16 protein-coding genes are annotated in these 17323 nt (G+C 45.4%); 5 read left to right on the top strand and 11 right to left on the bottom strand.

Features of this window, described 5'->3' with window-relative positions; translation table 11 throughout:
* Window positions 1-8: 8 nt before the first annotated feature.
* From GNP95_RS14395 to GNP95_RS14375, 5 genes are all read right to left on the bottom strand, one after another.
* Window positions 9-884 carry a carbohydrate ABC transporter permease gene (locus tag GNP95_RS14395; RefSeq protein WP_330163460.1) on the bottom strand — a complete coding sequence of 292 codons (876 nt, stop codon included), beginning with the start codon at window positions 882-884 and terminating at the stop codon, window positions 9-11.
* Between the two features lie 9 nt (window positions 885-893).
* The gene (locus tag GNP95_RS14390) at window positions 894-1823 is read right to left on the bottom strand and encodes a carbohydrate ABC transporter permease (RefSeq protein WP_196427185.1); all 930 of its coding nucleotides are present in this window, start codon (window positions 1821-1823) and stop codon (window positions 894-896) included.
* Window positions 1824-1920: 97 nt separating this feature from the next.
* On the bottom strand, window positions 1921-3228 hold the full coding sequence (locus GNP95_RS14385; RefSeq protein WP_155611571.1) for an ABC transporter substrate-binding protein: 1308 nt from the start codon (window positions 3226-3228) through the stop codon (window positions 1921-1923).
* Between the two features lie 225 nt (window positions 3229-3453).
* The gene (locus tag GNP95_RS14380) at window positions 3454-5091 is read right to left on the bottom strand and encodes a response regulator (RefSeq protein ID WP_155611570.1); all 1638 of its coding nucleotides are present in this window, start codon (window positions 5089-5091) and stop codon (window positions 3454-3456) included.
* Window positions 5088-6890, bottom strand: a complete 1803-nt coding sequence (locus GNP95_RS14375; RefSeq protein ID WP_155611569.1) for a cache domain-containing sensor histidine kinase — start codon at window positions 6888-6890, stop codon at window positions 5088-5090. The genes GNP95_RS14380 and GNP95_RS14375 overlap by 4 nt, the downstream gene beginning before the upstream one ends.
* Window positions 6891-7181: 291 nt before the next feature.
* Here GNP95_RS14375 and GNP95_RS14370 point away from each other — a divergent pair, with 291 nt between their 5' ends.
* From GNP95_RS14370 to GNP95_RS14350, 5 genes are all read left to right on the top strand, one after another.
* On the top strand, window positions 7182-8333 hold the full coding sequence (locus tag GNP95_RS14370; protein ID WP_196427184.1) for an ROK family transcriptional regulator: 1152 nt from the start codon (window positions 7182-7184) through the stop codon (window positions 8331-8333).
* 229 nt (window positions 8334-8562) lie between these two features.
* Window positions 8563-9297 (top strand): glucosamine-6-phosphate deaminase, encoded by a 735-nt coding sequence (locus GNP95_RS14365; protein ID WP_155611567.1) that lies wholly within the window; start codon window positions 8563-8565, stop codon window positions 9295-9297.
* 102 nt (window positions 9298-9399) lie between these two features.
* On the top strand, window positions 9400-10359 hold the full coding sequence (locus GNP95_RS14360; RefSeq protein ID WP_155611566.1) for an ROK family glucokinase: 960 nt from the start codon (window positions 9400-9402) through the stop codon (window positions 10357-10359).
* A gap of 87 nt (window positions 10360-10446) precedes the next feature.
* Window positions 10447-11820, top strand: a complete 1374-nt coding sequence (locus GNP95_RS14355; protein ID WP_155611565.1) for an MFS transporter — start codon at window positions 10447-10449, stop codon at window positions 11818-11820.
* Between the two features lie 13 nt (window positions 11821-11833).
* The gene (locus GNP95_RS14350; RefSeq protein ID WP_155611564.1) at window positions 11834-13264 is read left to right on the top strand and encodes a M81 family metallopeptidase; all 1431 of its coding nucleotides are present in this window, start codon (window positions 11834-11836) and stop codon (window positions 13262-13264) included.
* Between the two features lie 173 nt (window positions 13265-13437).
* Here the strand turns inward: GNP95_RS14350 and GNP95_RS14345 are convergent, their stop codons facing one another.
* From GNP95_RS14345 to GNP95_RS26210, 6 genes are all read right to left on the bottom strand, one after another.
* Window positions 13438-13812 carry a pentapeptide repeat-containing protein gene (locus tag GNP95_RS14345; protein WP_155611563.1) on the bottom strand — a complete coding sequence of 125 codons (375 nt, stop codon included), beginning with the start codon at window positions 13810-13812 and terminating at the stop codon, window positions 13438-13440.
* A gap of 128 nt (window positions 13813-13940) precedes the next feature.
* Window positions 13941-14348, bottom strand: a complete 408-nt coding sequence (locus GNP95_RS14340; RefSeq protein ID WP_230873822.1) for a hypothetical protein — start codon at window positions 14346-14348, stop codon at window positions 13941-13943.
* Window positions 14305-14769, bottom strand: coding sequence for a hypothetical protein (locus tag GNP95_RS26215; RefSeq protein WP_230873821.1), 465 nt, complete (start codon window positions 14767-14769; stop codon window positions 14305-14307). The genes GNP95_RS14340 and GNP95_RS26215 overlap by 44 nt, the downstream gene beginning before the upstream one ends.
* Complete coding sequence (locus GNP95_RS14330) at window positions 14766-15011, bottom strand: hypothetical protein (RefSeq protein WP_155611562.1); 246 nt, start codon at window positions 15009-15011, stop codon at window positions 14766-14768. Before GNP95_RS14330 ends, GNP95_RS26215 begins: the two co-directional genes overlap by 4 nt.
* 249 nt (window positions 15012-15260) lie before the next feature.
* Entirely contained in the window at window positions 15261-15731 is a 471-nt protein-coding gene (locus GNP95_RS14325) for a hypothetical protein (RefSeq protein WP_155611561.1), read from the bottom strand.
* Between the two features lie 18 nt (window positions 15732-15749).
* Window positions 15750-17323 (bottom strand): EndoU domain-containing protein (locus GNP95_RS26210; protein WP_230873820.1); only part of this gene is annotated, 1574 nt, incomplete at its 5' end.

Genomic DNA, 17323 nt, shown 5'->3' with positions numbered 1-17323 from the left:
CTCCTAAATTAAGCTTTTAACCCTGTCGTCACGATACCTTGTACAAAATATTTCTGCGCCGCCAAAAATAGCACTACGAGCGGCAGGACAACTAGAGTCGTCGCCGCCATCAGCAGATTCCATTCCACGTTCGTCTCCCCGCGGAAGATCGTTAACCCGAGCTGAACCGTTCTCATTCCTTCGGTATTCGTCATAATCAGAGGCCACATATAATCATTCCAGGCCGAAGTCGTCTTAAAAATAGCCAGCGTCGCCAGAATTGGCTTGCTCAGCGGCAAATAAATTTGATAGAACACCCGGAACTTGGAGGCCCCGTCAATCTGCGAAGCTTCGTCCAAAGCTCGAGGGAAATTGAGAAAAAACTGCCGACAGAGAAAAATACCGAATGAGCCTGCGATAAACGGCAGGATTAGGCCTGTGTAACTGTTAATGAATCCGATCCCGTCCTGACCCAGCAGATTATTGCCGCCAGCCAGCGGGAACTGCTTCATCATCAGGAAGGTAGGAATCATCGTCGTCTGGGCCGGTACCATGATTCCGATCAGCACCGAGAAGAACAGAAGGTCTCTTCCGGGGAATCTCAGCCGTGCAAAGGAGTATCCCGCCATCGAATTCAGCACTAGACTGACCACAACCGTAATGATCGTGACGACAAAGGAATTGTAGAAGTACTTCAGCCAATCGCCCCGCGACAGCGCTTCGGTATAATTGTCAAAATGCCATACCTTCGGAAACAAAGAAAAGGTCGGTGACTGGATCTCTCCCATCGTTTTGAACGAGGTCAGCACCATGATCAAGAAAGGCGTCAGCATGACCAGCGATACCGCCAGCAAAATGACCGACATCACTACCAGGCCCATATTTCTGCTTCTCAATTTGCCCACCCCCATCGATTAATCCACATCCAAATCATCCCCCTGATTGCCGTACTTGAAGTTAATCAAGGTAATGACCAGCGTGATGAGAAAGAGGACAATGGCCATTGCCGAAGCATATCCCATTTGAAAATCCTGAAAGCCGCGGAGGTAAATTTGATGCACAACGGTTGTCGTCGAATTCAGCGGTCCGCCGGCTGTCATAATATTGACCTGTTCAAATACCATAAACGAGTTAATGCAGGACATGACCAGAATAAAAAAGGTGGTTGGCTTCAGCATCGGAATCGTGATCGAGAAAAACTGCCGGATCTTTGAGGCCCCGTCCATATGCGCCGCCTCGTACAGGCTGGACGGAATCGACTGCAGGCCCGCCAGGTAAACGATCATCGTATAACCAAGCGATTTCCAGATGCTCATAATGACGACGGCCATCATCGCCGTGTTCGGATTGTATAGCCACTGAATCGGATCCACGCCAAACACCTTGATCATCCGATTCAAAATGCCGAGGGCCGGGTCATAAATCCACAGCCAGATCATCGAAACGGCCACCATCGAGGTGACGTTAGGAATATAAATACTGGCCCGGGAAAAGACGCGGCCAAAGAGCTTTCCATTCAACAGAACGGCTAGAATCAAGCCTAAGAACAATTGGGGTACTATCGTAAATAACGCATAGATGAACGTGTTGTACATCGCCTTGCCGAACAGCGCATCCTGCAGGAGCCGGGTATAGTTCTGCAAGCCGACAAACTCTGGCGTGCTGTAGAAGTTATAATTCGTAAAGCTGTAATATACGCCGACGATCAGCGGTATGAAAATAAATAGAAAGTAAATTAAATAGCCGGGCGCGATCATCGCGTAGCCTACATAGTCGATGCTCAGCCGCTGCTTCGGTCTGATCTTCCCATCCGTTTCCATGGAACGGGATAGCGTTGGTTTCATAAGTTAACCACCTCGCTGAAGTCTGGTTTTCTTCATCCTATACGAAACGCCTGTGCGTCATCGAAGCAGGCAGGCGTTTCGTTCCATAAACATCTCTCTATTTTCCAATCAGGTTAGGAAGCTCACGGTTCAACTGCTCCACGCCCTGCTTCATCGCTTCCTCGGCCGAAATCTTCCCGTAGAAAGCGCCCTCCAGGTTCTGGCTGATAATCTCGCTCAGCTTCCCGGCATAAGTTACCTTGGCCGCGCCTTTACCGTACGAGACCGCATCAAAGATCGCTTGGTTAATTTCCGGCTTGTCCTGGATATAATCCTGCTCCAGCGATTTCAGGACAACCGGGGTTCCCAGCTCCGTATAACGCTTCCACGTCTCTTCCTTGGACATGATGTGCTGGATAAACTCCGCTGCGAGCTCCTTATTTTTGCTCTGCGAGCTCATGAACAGCAAGCGCATACCCGCGAAGGTTGCCTTTTCCTTCCTGGCGATCGGTCCGGAAACGCCGATTTGTCCAACCAGTTCGGGATTTTCCTTCTGCAGATTCGTGTAAGCAGCCGGACTATCATAAGCAATTGCCGCCTTGCCGTTCCGGAACAGGTTCTCATTCGATTTGTCGGAATTGTTAGGAATGGTGATGCCATCTAATACAAGCTCCGCCAAAAATTCCGTAGCTTCAATCGCTTCCGGTGAATCAAACAACGGTGTGTTCGTCTGCTCGTCGATGATCTGTCCGCCGTTTTGCAGAACAAAGGATTGCCACAGCGTCCACGCCGATGCCGTCGGAATCGCGAATCCGGCCAGTGTCGTGGTATTGCCGTCCTTCTTCGTCAGCTTGCGGGCATAGTCCGCCAGCTCCTCCCAGCTTCCTGGCGGCTTCTCGGGATCCAGGCCCGCCTCTTTGAACAAGTCCTTCCGCCACAGCAGGACGCGCGGATCCGGGATGAAGCCCACGCCGTACAGCTTGCCGTTATACGTTCCGGTATCCAAAATATTCTCCATCATGTCGCTTCTGCCGTCCCAAGTGGACAGATATCCATCCAGCGGCTCATACTGGCCTAAGCTCGCCCGCTGCGCAACCGAAGCCAGCGTATAGGACAGAACGTCAGGGGACGTTCCGCTGGCATAAGCCGCGTTCAGCTTCGTCTCCATGTCATTGCCAAACGGCGCTTCGCTCAGCTCGATCTTGACGCCCGGATGACTGGCTTCAAATTCGCTGATCACCCGTTTCCAATACGCATTCTCCTGCGCATCGGTGCCTGCTCTCCAGAAGGTCAGCGTCGTTGTTTCTCCACTGCCGTCCGCTTTCTTCTTATTCAGTTGCTCCGTTCCGCTGCTTCCGCCGCACGCGCTTAGCACGGAAGCGGCCAGAACGGTCACCAGCACGGTCACCAGCCATTTCTTCTTCATGTTCAGACCTCCCTGTTTCATGTCTTCTTGTTGTTGCTGAATTCATTATAGAAAAAAGGCCTTATGGCCTAGTGATAGAGAATTCCGCTTTTTCTCCACAAAAAACGCCTTCTCTATTAATTTAAATAATCCGCTCTAAAAGGAGTAGCATAATATTACTGCCGCATAGCAAATTATTCGGATATAGGCAAAAAAAACACCCCGCAAGGCGAGGTGTTCGAGTGTTTAGCGAGCCCGGAAGCTGCTATGCGATTCCATATATTCGTATGGAGAGACTCCGGCATATTTTTTGAACAATTTGATAAAATAGCTTGGATTGGCGTAGCCTACCTGCTCTGCGACATCCGAAATCCGCATTTGCTGATGCTTAAGAATGTTCTTCGCCTGTTCCATACGAACCTGCATCACGTATTCATTGAAGTTCAGATTGGTCTCCTTCTTGAATAATTCACTGAAGTACGTGCGGCTGAGATGGACATGCGCGGAAACTTCCTTCAGCGTGATTTCCCCGGTATAATTCAGGCGAATGTACTCGCACGCCCTTTCTACCGGCTCTGCGTACCTCGGGCGAGACGCCTCCAGCCAATCCATCAGCTCGCGAACCGCTCCGGCTGCCCAGGCGGTAAGCTGATGATAGCTCTCCTGCTGCACGATCTGTCCCGTGATCTCCGCCGATAACGCTTCAAGCCTCTCCCCCGGCAGCTGCAGGCTGCGGGCCCAATTGATCGCCGAGTAGATCAGTTCCAATACGACCGCTTTCATTTGCTTAGGGGAGAGCGACTTGTCCTCCCCCGCCCTCGTCAGCATATGGCCGAATTGCTGCAGCGCTTCTTGCGGCTTTCCTTCCCCCAATAAGCGGTGAAAGGAATCCATATGCGGTTTAAGCGAGGGAGTCCGCACATCGGAATGCAGGCTCATCATGTCCGAGTCCTGAAAGTACGCAACGCTCTTATCGCCATAGAAGCGTTTTCGTTCGAGCGCCTCTAGGGCTTCACGCGCCTGTTCAGGAAGATAGGAAAGGCTGCTGTAGGTCATGCTGATGCCCATCGCCGACTCGACGCCAAGGAATCGCCTGGCATTCTCCGCCACCCGGCTCGCCGTCAGCAGAAGCAGCTCCCGCTGCGACTTCATGCCTGATGCCGAAGCGTTCACGAGCAGCATGTAGACCTCATTCATGTACAGAAAAGAGCATCCCCCGCCCGTCTCGGTGAGCAGGGTTTCGTTGATAATATTAATCATGGCATGCTGAAGCAGCTCGGGATCGCTGATTCTTTCATTCTTCACCGCTCCGGGAATAATGCCGAATGCCATTAGCGCCAGATTCTTCTCCTGCAGTTCAATGCCAAAGTAAGACATCTTGGATGCAAATTGCTGGGCGGCTTGTGCGCTGCCCTGGAGCAGCTCTCCAAAATAGGCCGTCCGCAGCACCTGCTCGTTCTGATTCAACACATGGCGTAGAGAATTCAGCTCAAGTGCCTTGCTTCGTTCCAATTCAATATCCCTTTTGATTTTATGCAAAATCTCCTCAAGACCGGGCAAGGTGACCTCAGCTTTAAGAATGTATTCATTGGCCCCTAGCTTCAGGGCTTCGGCAGCAAAATGAAATTCGCTGTAGGAGCTGAAAATCACCGTACGTACATCAGGCTGCTCCTCCTTCAGCCGCTTGATCAGCTCCAGCCCGTCCATTCCCGGCATCTTTACATCCGTAACGACGAGATCCACCTGGCGCTGGCGGCAAAATGCCAGAGCTTCCTCCCCGCTGGCTGCCTCCCCTATGATCCGGCAATCCCCGCCAAGCTTGTCCACCGTCATCCGAAACCACTCGCGGATAATCCGTTCGTCATCGACAATGAGAATATTCATAGCTGCTGTATGTCCTCCCGTTTGTAAAATGCCGGAATGCGCAGCGTGACCTTTGTTCCGGCATTTACCGCCGATTCCAGGGCCACCCCGTATTGCCGTCCGAAATGGAGCTGAATACGCTCATGTACGTTCAATAATCCTCCGCCATGCGACAGGGCTGTCTGACCGATGGCCTCCTCCTCGGGCAGAGGCGGCACAGCATTTTGCTCCATCCCTACGCCGTCGTCGATCACTTCAAAGAGGATGTCCCTGTCCTGGAGATACCCTTTGATCACGATCGTCCCTTGGCCTCTTTTTGGCTCAAGGCCATGAAAAATCGCATTTTCCACCAAAGGCTGCAAAATCAATTTAATCGTCCGGTAGGCCAAAATGTCTTCCTCAATCTCGTACCGCACCTCTAGCATATCACCCTGGCGGATTTGCTGGATATAGACATAGTTCTTCAGAATATCCAGCTCCTCTTCGACAGGGATCCATTCATCTTCCTTGGAGATGGACTGCTTCAGCAGCCGAACGAGAGCCACGATGACGGAATCGACCGTCTCCTGCTTGTGCTTGTACAGCATAAACCGAATTGAAGCCAGCGTGTTGTACAGGAAATGCGGATTAATCTGGGATTGCAGTGTCTGAATTTCGGCCCGCCGTTTGTTTTGCTGCTCCCGCTTCACATCCTCCATCGAGGTCTTCAGCTTCTCCACCATCTGGTTGAACTTCTGGGTCAACAGACCAATTTCATCTTCACTATACACGGGTGACCTGACCGTGAGATCCCCGGCCTCGACGCGGCCGAAATCCTTAGACAAGCGCTTGATCGGGATTGCCAGGCGGCGGGCCATGTAATAGGAAGCCGCGAATGAGAGCAGAACAACGATGGCAAAAACGACGATAACCACCGTCTGAATTTTGTTAATGTTAGACAGCACCGTCCGGGTCGGCGTATAGGAGACCAGCTTCCAGCCCGTCTTGCCAATGGTCTGGAACGCGATCAGCTGATCCGTCCCCATTTCGTGATCCACAAAAAAACCGGATTCATATTGATCGATTTTCTCGTAATAGGCGCGAGTCTTGAGATCCTCGCTTGCGAGATCCGGGTTATTCGATGAAATGATTTTGCCGTCATTTACGATGATGATCTCCTGATTCTCGTCCAAGGAACCCGCGTACAAATTTTTCAAGGTGGATTCATCGATACGGATAATGACCAATCCGATCGGCGCCCAGCTCTCGAACCGATTGCTCGACCGCACCGCATAGACCGAACGATCGTCATGGCCCTTTGTCGCCAGGCCTGGGATCGGCTCCGTGATCCACAGAATTTGCCCCTTGGCCTCCGTCGCCGCGTGGTACCAGTCCTGCTGCTCCATGATTTGGATGCTCGGCTTGGTATCCAGCGGATTCGTCGATAACGTAAGGCCGTTCAGCCCCAACAGAGTAATGTCGGGTTTCAAATTGGCGAAGGAATAAATCGAGCTCGTCAGCAGCCGGTCAAACTCGGAGCGGATTTGAACCTCTTCATAGCTGTTCGGGGAAATTGGCGCCGTAAACCCATAGTTGACCTCTCTATTTAAATAAAACGTATTGGATAGCGAGATAACGTCGTCTAACAGCATGTCCGCTTTTTCGGAAATTTGCCCTAATATTCTTAAGTTCAATTGGCTGACCTGCGATTCGATCGATTGCTTGGAGACCTGAAACGAGATGATCCCGAATAACCCCAGCGGAATAATAATCAGACACAGGGTCGAAAGCAGAAACTTATTCTGTACGCTGCTGTTGCGAATAAACCATTTCCGGAACATGCCCGCTCACATCCTCATGCTTAGAAGCCTCCCGCTTCGCGGGGGAGATCATCCGGCCAAATTATTTTATCTATTATAGCTAGGATGGAATTCTTCTGTCCATGGTTGTTGCTGTACGGCATATTTTCAATTTGCAGAAAACCGTGTACATTAGTCGTGAGAGAAACGGAGAGCGGAATGCTAATACTTCAAGAAACCAGACTAAATTGACAATCGTTGGTAAAGTTATATAATATCTAAACTTAGTTTAATAAATGTTGTGAAAGGGGCAACTAGATGTCCACGTTTAATTTGAAATATGATCAAGGGCGAGTGAGGAAATACCATTACTTTATGTTATTGAGTTTAATACAGAAACATAAACAAATCTCAAGAACGCAATTAGCCAACTTAACCAAGATGAGCCATACAAGTATTGGCAAAATCATTAAAGAATTAATCAATGATGGGCTAGTCATCGAGGTAGGGCAAATCGAAGGGGAGGTTGGAAGACGAGCGACACTGTTAGAAATCAACTCCAATGGCTCCTACATCGTTGGGGTAGAAGTGGATTGGAATGCGATCAAAATTGGGATTGTCGCTTTAAACGGCAAAGTATTAGATAAAAAATACTTGGAATTTGATGCTAAACAAGAAGCAGAAACTGTACTTGATCGAATTGCGGATGGCATTTCTGCATTAATAGAACAGATTAATCATGAGATTGCAGAGAAAATTATTGCGGTTGGGATCAGTATCCCCGGCCTGATTACCTGGCCAGACGGTGAAGCTCTGATTGTCCCTCAGTTTCACTGGGAAAAGGTTCAAATCAAAGCCTATTTGGAAAAAAAGATCGATTATATTGTGTATGTGGATAACCATGTTCGCACCGTACTTTTAGCCGAAAGTTTATTTGGAAATATGACTGAATTTCATGACTCTGTCTGTATTTATATAGGAAGCGGAGTAGGCGGCGCTGTGATGATGAACGGTGAAATTTTACGCGGCCATCTCAATACGCTTGGAGAAATTGGACATATAACGATGGAGCCAAATGGAGCGATGTGTGATTGCGGAAGATTGGGTTGTTTGCAGACCTATGTGTGTTCCTCTGAAATCGAAAAGCAATCGCAAAGACCGATTCAAGAGATCTTTGCCGCTTATGAAAGGAAGGAAAGCTGGGCTGTCACTCTGATTGACCGAGCTCGTCATTACCTGTGCCTAGCGATTGCCAATGTGATTTGTATGTATAATCCTAAAGGGGTTTTGCTGGCCGGCCCAATGGTTCAAGAATACCCCATACTAGTTAAGGATATTGAAGCAATCACAAGTAAATATGTCTGGTCCCCGCTGAATCAATCCTTTCACCTCATCCATCCCAGCATTGGCAAAGATAGCGGGGTCATTGGAGCAAGCGCTCTAGTGTTAAATGAATTTCTACGATTTACAAATGATGATATATAGATTATACGATCCGTTTCCTTGGATAAAACATCCAGTTATTTAATGTTCAAGTTGTGGTTGTATATTAAATAACTGGGTGTTATAATGCAATTAATAAACTTAGTTTAATAACATAATTGAATTTAGTATTAAATATCTCCGAATTCATGTGTATTCGGTTTTATTATCTCCAATAATTAAACTAAGTTTAATATGTATGGAACAAAATACTCTATAAAGGAGAAATATCATGAAAATTATTCAAGTCAAAAATTATAAAGAATTATCCAAAGCCGCCTTTGATGTCATTGCTGAAACACTAAAGCAAAACGAAAACGCTAGCATTAACACGACAACGGGCGCAAGCTATGACGGTACATTTGAATTGTTGGTTGAAGCCATAAATGCTGGTGAGCTTAATATTGCGAATTCCATTTTTACGAATCTAGATGAATACGTTGCCGAAAAAGACAAGCCTTTTACAGTATATACGTATATGCATAAAAAGTTTTATGACTTGATTAAAGTACATCCGAAATACATTGGTCTTATGGATGGAAGTGTCGAGGATGTAGAAGCGGAACTCAACCGTTATAGAAAGGTTCTCGACAAATATCCACGCGATTTGCAAATTGTCGGACTTGGAACGAATGCACATTTGGCTGCAAATGAACCAGGCACACCATTTAGCTCTCGTTTATTTTTAGCAGACAGTGATCAATCTACAATTGACAGCACCATGGGCTACCATAACTTGACTGCTGAAGAGGCGCCGACGCAGATGCTGACGATGGGATTAGCCGATATTATGGAGGCAAAACATATTCTCGTGGCTTCATCTGGAGAGAGAAAGGCTGCAGCAGTGAAAGCTGCGCTGGAAGGGCCAATTCACGAGGACTGTCCTGCATCTATTCTGAGAGCGCATCCAAATGTAACATTTATTATGGATGACGCAGCAGCTTCTTTATTGGATAAAAAGTATTAATCATTTATAGCAATCTAGCAAGACATGAAAGCATCAGTGCCTAAAAGCAGGCCAGCTTTAGGCACTGGCTCATGAAATATAGATAGAATAAGGGTGACCTCAATGGGAGAAACCATTATAGGAATAGATATCGGAGGGACAACGGTCAAAATTGGCTTCCTGAACATGCAAGGAGATATCATTCACAAATGGGAAATAGATACAAATAGAGAGAAACAAGGATTATATATTGTTGATGAAATCTGGAATTCAGTTACTCGCAAAATATCTGAATTTCAAATGACGAATATTTTAGGTATAGGTGTCGGCGCACCAGGGTTTGTGGATAAAACAACGGGTCTTGTTTATGAGGCTGTAAACATTGGTTGGAAAGACTTTGAACTCGGAAAAGAATTAGAACAACGATCTGGATTGCCTGTATATGTCGAAAACGATGTCAATTTAGTGGCCTTAGCCGAGAATTGGATAGGGGCTGGAAACAACGCGAAGGATCTTATTGCCATTTCACTTGGAACAGGCGTAGGCAGTGGAGTTATCGCAAATGGCGAGATTTTAAATGGAATGAATGGTACAGCCGGAGAAATTGGTCATATTATTGCAGATCCTGAAGGATATCCTTGCAATTGTGGCCGTGCAGGCTGCTTAGATACGATTGCATCGGCCACCGGGATTGTAAAGCAAGCGATGGATAAAATTGCTGAACATCCTGAAAGCGGATTAGCGGCTCTGTATCGTACGACTGGAAAAATTGATGCTAAGGATGTTTTTGATTTAGCCGGCAAGGGTGACAGGATCAGCGAGAATGTGATTCAACGGACGGCTGATCTTCTGGGATTATTAATTGCTAATGCGGCTACGATGATTAATCCTTCTAAAATTATTATCGGTGGAGGCGTATCAAAGGCTGGAGAACAGCTGCTTCAACCCGTAAGGCGGGCTTTTCAAAAATATTCTCTGCCTAGAATCAGCCAAAATTGTCATATCGAAATTGCCAAACTAGGTAATGATGCCGGCATAATTGGGGCAGCCTACTTAGTTACACAAGAAGCTTTACATGGGTAGACGATTATTGTTTTCTCGATTTAAAGAAAGCGCTTAAAACATTTAACTTATCGGAGATTTTATACAACAGCGGGAGTGTGAAGACCCATGGCTATGGAGCCGGTGTTACAAACTGCGGGATATCAGCAATCTGCTCAAAAGCTAAGCTTGAAAGAAAAAATCAGCTACGGTTATGGCGATATTGCTTCAAATTTTGTGTGGGGAATGGTTAATAGTTATCTCTTGTTCTTTTATACGGATGTGTTCGGAATTACGGCGGCGGCTGTCGGAACTTTATTTCTTATTACACGTATTTTTGATGCGCTGAATGACCCGATCATGGGAGTTCTTGTGGATAAAACGAATAGCAAGCACGGGAAAACGCGCCCGTACTTGTTATACGTTGCTATTCCGTTTGGGATCTTAAGTGTGATTACCTTTATCACTCCCGATTTTTCCGATACAGGTAAGTTAGTTTACGCTTATATAACGTATGGAATTTTGGGCATTGTTTATACAGCGATTAATATTCCTTATGGAGCCCTGATGCCGCTGATGTCGAGGGATTCGAAGGAAAAGGGTGAATTAAACAGTTACCGGGCCATTGGCCGTTCGATTGGAGCCATTTTGGTGGCCTCCCTAACGCTTCCTCTGGTCAATTATCTTGGCGGCGGAAACCAGCAGTTGGGCTTTCCCATTGTTATGGCGATTTATTCCGTTATCGGAGTCATTTTATTCTGGCTTACCTTTAAGTATTGTAAAGAGCGCGTACAACCGCTGAAAGAAACGAAGACGGATACGAATGTAAAACGCTCTATTGGTCAAATGTTCAAAAATAAATATTGGGTGCTTACCTCACTAAACTCATTTCTATGGTTTGTAAGGCTAGGGATCATGAATGGTGTTCTCATCTATTATGTGAATTATGTATTGGAACAGCCTAATATGGTGCCCTACTACCTCACTTTATTAAACGTGGCGAATTTAGCTGGCGGTTTCTTCGCTCTTTCGATTTTAAGAAAATTCAGCAGCCGTAATTCAAGCATGCTATTCTATGCGATTGCCGTAGTGCTGCTTGCTTCACTTTACTTTGTAGATGGTCAATCTGTCGTGTTGTTTTCTATTATTTTCTTTATTGCCAATGTCCTCATAGGATACGGAGATCCTGCGAATCTAACCATGCTTGGGGACACCATTGATTATCAGGAATATAAGTTTGGTGAACGTCCAGAAGGACTACTCGTATCCAGTTATAGCTTTTCTACAAAATTCGGTGTAGCCCTTGGTTCTTCTTTGCTTGCGTACGCTCTTGGATGGGCTGGATATAATCCGGAGGCAATTACAGATCAGGTGAAAAATATGATCCTCCTATTAATGTTAGGATTGCCGATTATCATCACCATTCTCCAAGTCGTCGTATTATTTTTCTATAAACTTGATAACGAACATGCTAATATTGTTAACGCTTTAAAACAAAAATAAGGGGGACATCAAAATGAAGGTTGTTGTAGGCTGCCTCTATCACGAAACAAACACATTTAATCCGATCCTGACAGACATTCATGATTTTGTACTGGCAGAAGGCGAAGATGCCGCTAGCCGCCTTGCTGGTACAGAAGTATTTAGGGAAAATGGAATTGAAGTCATCCCAAGTATTTACGCAACCGCATTATCATCGGGCATTGTAAAAAAAGAGGCCTACCGGTACTTTGCAGATAAATTGATTTCCACCTTGAAGCAGCATCCAGATATCGATGGAATTTGGCTACATCTGCACGGAGCGATGGTGGTAGAGGAAGTGGGTTCAGGTGAACTAGCACTCGTCAAAGAAATTCGTGAATGTGTCGGGCCGGACGTTCCGATCTCTCTCACCATGGATATTCACGGTAATATCGCACTAGACTATTATAAATACATCAACATTGTAAAGGCGTATCGAACCGTACCGCATGTTGACCAGCTCGAAGTCGAGAAAGAGACCGCTCAGCTATTAGTAGATTGTCTAAAAAATAATACGAAGATCAAACCCGCGTTTACTCGATTGCCGATGATTATTCCTGGTGAAAAAGCACTTGGGAAAAGTGAGCCGCTTCGTTCGATTTTTGAAAAATTATATGAGGTTGAGAAAATAAAAGGAATTTCAACGGCATCATTCTTTATTTGTCATGCATGGAGTGATTCGGAGAACACAGCCTCGTCCATCTTCGTCATTCCTGAATCGGAGGAATATGAAGAACTAGCTGAGAAGGTGAAGGATGAATTAGCCCATTATGTGTTCAGCAAACGCCATGAATTTGATTTTGATGCGGTTGTACTTGACCCGGAAGAATCTGTAGATAGAGCGTTGAATGAACAGCTGAAACCCGTCTTTATCTCTGACTCTGGGGATAATACAACAGCCGGCGCAATTGGGATGAACACCCTGCTGCTGGATTTATTTAAAAATAAGGATTTAGGCCGCAAGAAGGTGTTAATTTCCGCTATTCATGATCCCATGGCCTACGAAAAACTGAAATCCTGCAACATAGGAGAAGCTGTTACAGTTGAAGTGGGAACAAAAATAGATGAAAATAGCCAGCCCGTCTTGTTGGAAGGAACGCTAACATCGAAAGGCGACCTTCTAGGGTACTTAAATGCAACAAGTGACAAAGTAGGAGATGTGTGCACAGTTTCTGTTGGCAGCTTGGACGTTGTAGTCGCCAATCGCGGGGAATCGTTTATTACGTTAAACCACTTTACCCGTGCTGGACTAAATTGGGAAGATTATGACATTATCGTAGTCAAACAGGGATACTTATTTAATGAGTTAAGCGCTGTTTCTAAGCTGGACATTCTCTCCATGACACCTGGTGCCACCTATCAGCGTATAGAGAATATCGATTACCGTCATGTTCCAAGACCGTTATTTCCTCTGGATACAGAATGATCATTATATGATCTAAAAAAACGAGGCAGTTCCCAAATGTTAGGGGAACTGTCTTCTTAAATTCTACTCATTACTCAAACTGTTCTCTTGCAACCATATTCTAGCTTCTTCACCTACTAGAATATTTGGTTGTTCTGGCGTACCAATATTGATACTTTTTATAAAAGCCTCTTCTAGCCCTCGAATCCCGTTAATTTAGCTCCTTCTAGCAATACTCTTTCAAACGTAGCCAAACGTACATCAGCATTACATAATATTGCATTGCGAAAATCCGTCTCATCAAAAAGACCAGCCACTAAATTAGCATCCGATAAATCGGCTTTAACAAACACCGTCTCAATACATTCACTATCAGCAAGCCTAGCTGCTTTAACATTGGCATTTGTGAAGTCCACATACGAGACATTAGATTTACAATAGTCTGCCCCTTCTAAATTTATAGATATAAAAGTGGATGAACTTAGTAAAGATGAAGAGAAATCTTGGTGATTTAAGTTCATTCCATCAAAGATACAGGCTGTAATATATGCTTGATGTTTTTTCTTCACTAAAATGCAATACAACTATATCAAACCTTTCCATATATTTCAATTTATATTTATACTTAATGATTAATATACTTCCCCCACCCCAAAAATAAACCTTGAAAGGCACGAAGCCTATCAAGGTTTACCCACTATATCTTTTCAATTGAAATTGAAGTGCAAAGTATTTCTGCGTTAAGAGGGGGCATTAAAATTTTGCAATTTAGTAAACCGTGACCCTCACTCTGAACATCTGTTACTTCGATATCTTGAAGGAAATAAGGAATTTGTGGTCTAGTCAACTCTCTTAAAGGTTTTATCCTATCATCGGCACTTGTAACAAAGGAAAAACTAGAACATCCAATAAAGGACAACTTGACGTTAAACTCTGTGTCCTCAAACACTAGGGTTATTTCATCACCAAAAAAACTTGAATCAAACTTTAATACTCTAGCATCCCAGTAGTGCATTGCCTCAATTTCGGATAGAATTTTTTCAGCATTCACGCTAATCACCTCACTTTTTATATGGGATATGAGCATCAGGGCTTTTTCTGTCAACAACATTCAGATTTACATCAAACGGATTACCACTTTCATCAAACAGATGAACATGGTCATACTTTGTAACCTTATCAGGTGAGTCGATTTTCATTCGGACGTTTCCATTAGCATCTCTAATGTGAACGAAACCATTGTTCTCAGTATACTTCCAATCCTTCGGCAAGCTATTTAGGATTTCTTGCTTTGACATGTTAGGGATGTTTTCAGCATTAATTTTACCTGCAAAGTTCCTTACAGTATTACCCTTCCCCTCAACAGGATCCATCTTCCCGCCGCCTGATCCCGAATCAGGCTTGGACTTAGAGAACTGCGGCTCCGTCTTCGGCATGTCCATATCCCGGACAGGGATTGCAGGGCCATCTGGGGTAGCAAGCGATACTTGCGGCCGCGTTTGCGCCGCCTCCTTCACATTCTTCACAAAAGCTCCTTCACGGTCTTGCCGGAGAATTTGGCTCCCGCTCTGGCGGCGCCTTCTACTACCGTGATCGCGAAGAAGGCCTTCGTCACGGCTCGTCCGTATTTTACGCTCTCCTCATAGGTTGCATAGCGTAATATCCCGGCACGGTATCTGTCCAGAATCCCAGGGTTGCCGGTTGGAATTGACGGCGAACTTGGCCAAGTCCTTTTGTGACCTTCCCAACAAAAAAACAGGTCAATCATGGTGGTATCTGACCATATTGCCCTGTTCAATTAACGGAATAAAGTTCGTTATTTAGGATATGAAGTTCAAGTATTAGTGTGATTTCGTCCTCCTTTGATTTTGAAATGCAAAACAAGCTCATTCCTACTCATGGTTCAAGTGGGAAAGAGCTTTTGAAAAGTTTAATCAAGTGTTTGAATGGTTTAGGTTTGGTTTGTTGATTGTATTGTACGATCTTATTGTTTAGGTTGTAAATGGCTCTACACAAGCTATTTTATAGATTCACTTTCTATACTCTTAACTTCTAACATTTTTTGTTTAATCCAATTCATTACCATTCTTGCCATTTCTTTATCAATCACCCCTCGTTCGCTTTTATATTTATAATTTTCATACGCCCACACTAATATAATTTTTACAAATTCAACTGTCTCTAATTTACAAATCGGTTCTACTTCATCCTCTTCCTCATCATAAAATGGATCTTCAATTATTGTGTAGTCTCTATGAGATGTAACACTAGATGCATTCCCGCCATGATCATACTGAGGTATATTTCCCCTTAATAGTTCAATATAATTATCTATATCAATTTTCAAATCCTCATATTTCAAATATATATCCGATCCCAATGGGTCACTTATCATATTTGCAAATTCCAGTGTTTTTTCTTCACTAAAATCCAATACAACTATATTAAACCTTTCCATATATTTCAATCTATATTTATACTTAATCATTAATATATTTCCTCCAATTTAATATATAGGATAAGCTGAAATTATCTTATCATTTCTTATAATGAATTCTATTTCCATTCCCCTACTTGTCACCCCTCTATATACATTGTTTTTTATAACTTCCTTATTATGAAAAGCATCATTTATTGCATCTATCACCTGTTGCGGTGTCCATTCCTTTGGAAAAAATGTAGATTTAGGTTTCTTTGGTACTCCATTAACTTCAATATTGGCTCGATATACACCGAATTCATTAGGCGGATCAACATTTCCGACAATTTTACCGTTACTATTTGGCATCCCTTCATAATGATAACCATTGGCTTTCCCATTTTTGAGTATTTCACCATCAAAAATATGGTTTAATCCATTTTCTTTAGTCCCTTGTTTAAAGTTTTCTAAGTTTTGTAGATTCCCGAGCCATCTCTCTTTATCTACAACAGGTTTGCCAGTTTCACCCTTCCCGCCGCCTGCTCCCGAATCAGGCTTGGACTTAGAGAACTGCGGCTCCGTCTTCGGCATGTCCATATCCCGGACAGGGACTGTAAGGCCATCAGGTGTAGTCAAAGAGGCTTGCGGCCGCGTTTGCGCCGCTTCCTTCACATTCTTCACAAGCTCCTTCACGGTCTTGCCGGAGAATTTGGCTCCGGCCCTGGCGGCGCCTTCTACTACCGTGATCGCGAAGAAGGCCTTCGTCACAGCTCGTCCGTATTTTACGCTCTCCTCATAGGTTGCTTTGCCGGAAAGAACCTTCGGCTGCAGCTCAATGATATCCTGGAATGGAACCACGAACTCCTCTGCCGCGGCGTCGCCGAGCAGCTTCTTCATATCATCAATCGTCAGCTCGCCGTTCGCAATTGCCTCCCCTATAGCGTAATATCCCGGCACGGTATCTGTCCAGAATCCCAGGGTTGCCGGATTGGAATTGACGGCGAACTCAGCCAGGTCCTTCACGTCTTCAAACAATTGACTGACGATGCCGTCCCCTACGCCTACGATCGTTACGGCAGCGGTCAATCCGCCGGTTTTCAGGTTCGGATTGTTGCGCATGCCCGAGCTGCTTTCCGCCCAAGCTAAGTCCAGCAGCTCCTTCGTGATCTTCCCGTCTACCTCGAACAGCTCCCATCCGAACCACTCACGCCGAACCGCCGCCATGGTGCTCACCGTGTTCGCGATATGCTGGTAGCCGGCGACGGCGATCAGGAATTCCTGGTTATATTCGCCCGTAATTTCGCCTTGGTAGATGTTCATGTCCTTCAAATATTGCTGCATGTTGCGGATATCCTCCGCAGGAACCGCCTGATTGTATTCATCAAACAGCGCCTGCATTTCCCTGCGCCGCTCTGCCGCTTGACGCACCGCTGCTGCAATCGCGTCGTAGTGGAGTTTCGCCCATTCCCGGTAGAGGGGATTAATCATACCAGCTGCAATTATCAAGCGCAGCTCGCTCTCTTTCGGCATCGCGGACAGATCCTGCTTCAGCGGGTTATATTCGCAGGCATCCAGCGGAGAGCCTTTATAGAACACGGCCAAGCTGACCCCGGACTTATACCATTCCTCAGCGACGCCGAGCTTCGCCAGCTGCTCCCTTT

It is taken from the genome of Paenibacillus woosongensis (assembly GCF_009725165.1).
GTDB lineage: Bacteria > Bacillota > Bacilli > Paenibacillales > Paenibacillaceae > Fontibacillus > Fontibacillus woosongensis.
Note: the sequence above shows the minus strand (reverse complement) of the source record. Positions and strands in the feature narration are given on the sequence as shown.

Bases quoted from the DNA above. Each gene is read 5' to 3' on its own strand.
- GNP95_RS14390 (WP_196427185.1), bottom strand. From the start codon at position 1,823: ATGAAACCAACGCTATCCCGTTCCATGGAAACGGATGGGAAGATCAGA.
- GNP95_RS14385 (WP_155611571.1), bottom strand. From the start codon at position 3,228: ATGAAGAAGAAATGGCTGGTGACCGTGCTGGTGACCGTTCTGGCCGCT.
- GNP95_RS14380 (WP_155611570.1), bottom strand. From the start codon at position 5,091: ATGAATATTCTCATTGTCGATGACGAACGGATTATCCGCGAGTGGTTT.
- GNP95_RS14375 (WP_155611569.1), bottom strand. From the start codon at position 6,890: ATGTTCCGGAAATGGTTTATTCGCAACAGCAGCGTACAGAATAAGTTT.
- GNP95_RS14365 (WP_155611567.1), top strand. From the start codon at position 8,563: ATGAAAATTATTCAAGTCAAAAATTATAAAGAATTATCCAAAGCCGCC.
- GNP95_RS14360 (WP_155611566.1), top strand. From the start codon at position 9,400: ATGGGAGAAACCATTATAGGAATAGATATCGGAGGGACAACGGTCAAA.
- GNP95_RS14355 (WP_155611565.1), top strand. From the start codon at position 10,447: ATGGCTATGGAGCCGGTGTTACAAACTGCGGGATATCAGCAATCTGCT.
- GNP95_RS14350 (WP_155611564.1), top strand. From the start codon at position 11,834: ATGAAGGTTGTTGTAGGCTGCCTCTATCACGAAACAAACACATTTAAT.
- GNP95_RS14330 (WP_155611562.1), bottom strand. From the start codon at position 15,011: ATGATTGACCTGTTTTTTTGTTGGGAAGGTCACAAAAGGACTTGGCCA.
- GNP95_RS14325 (WP_155611561.1), bottom strand. From the start codon at position 15,731: ATGATTAAGTATAAATATAGATTGAAATATATGGAAAGGTTTAATATA.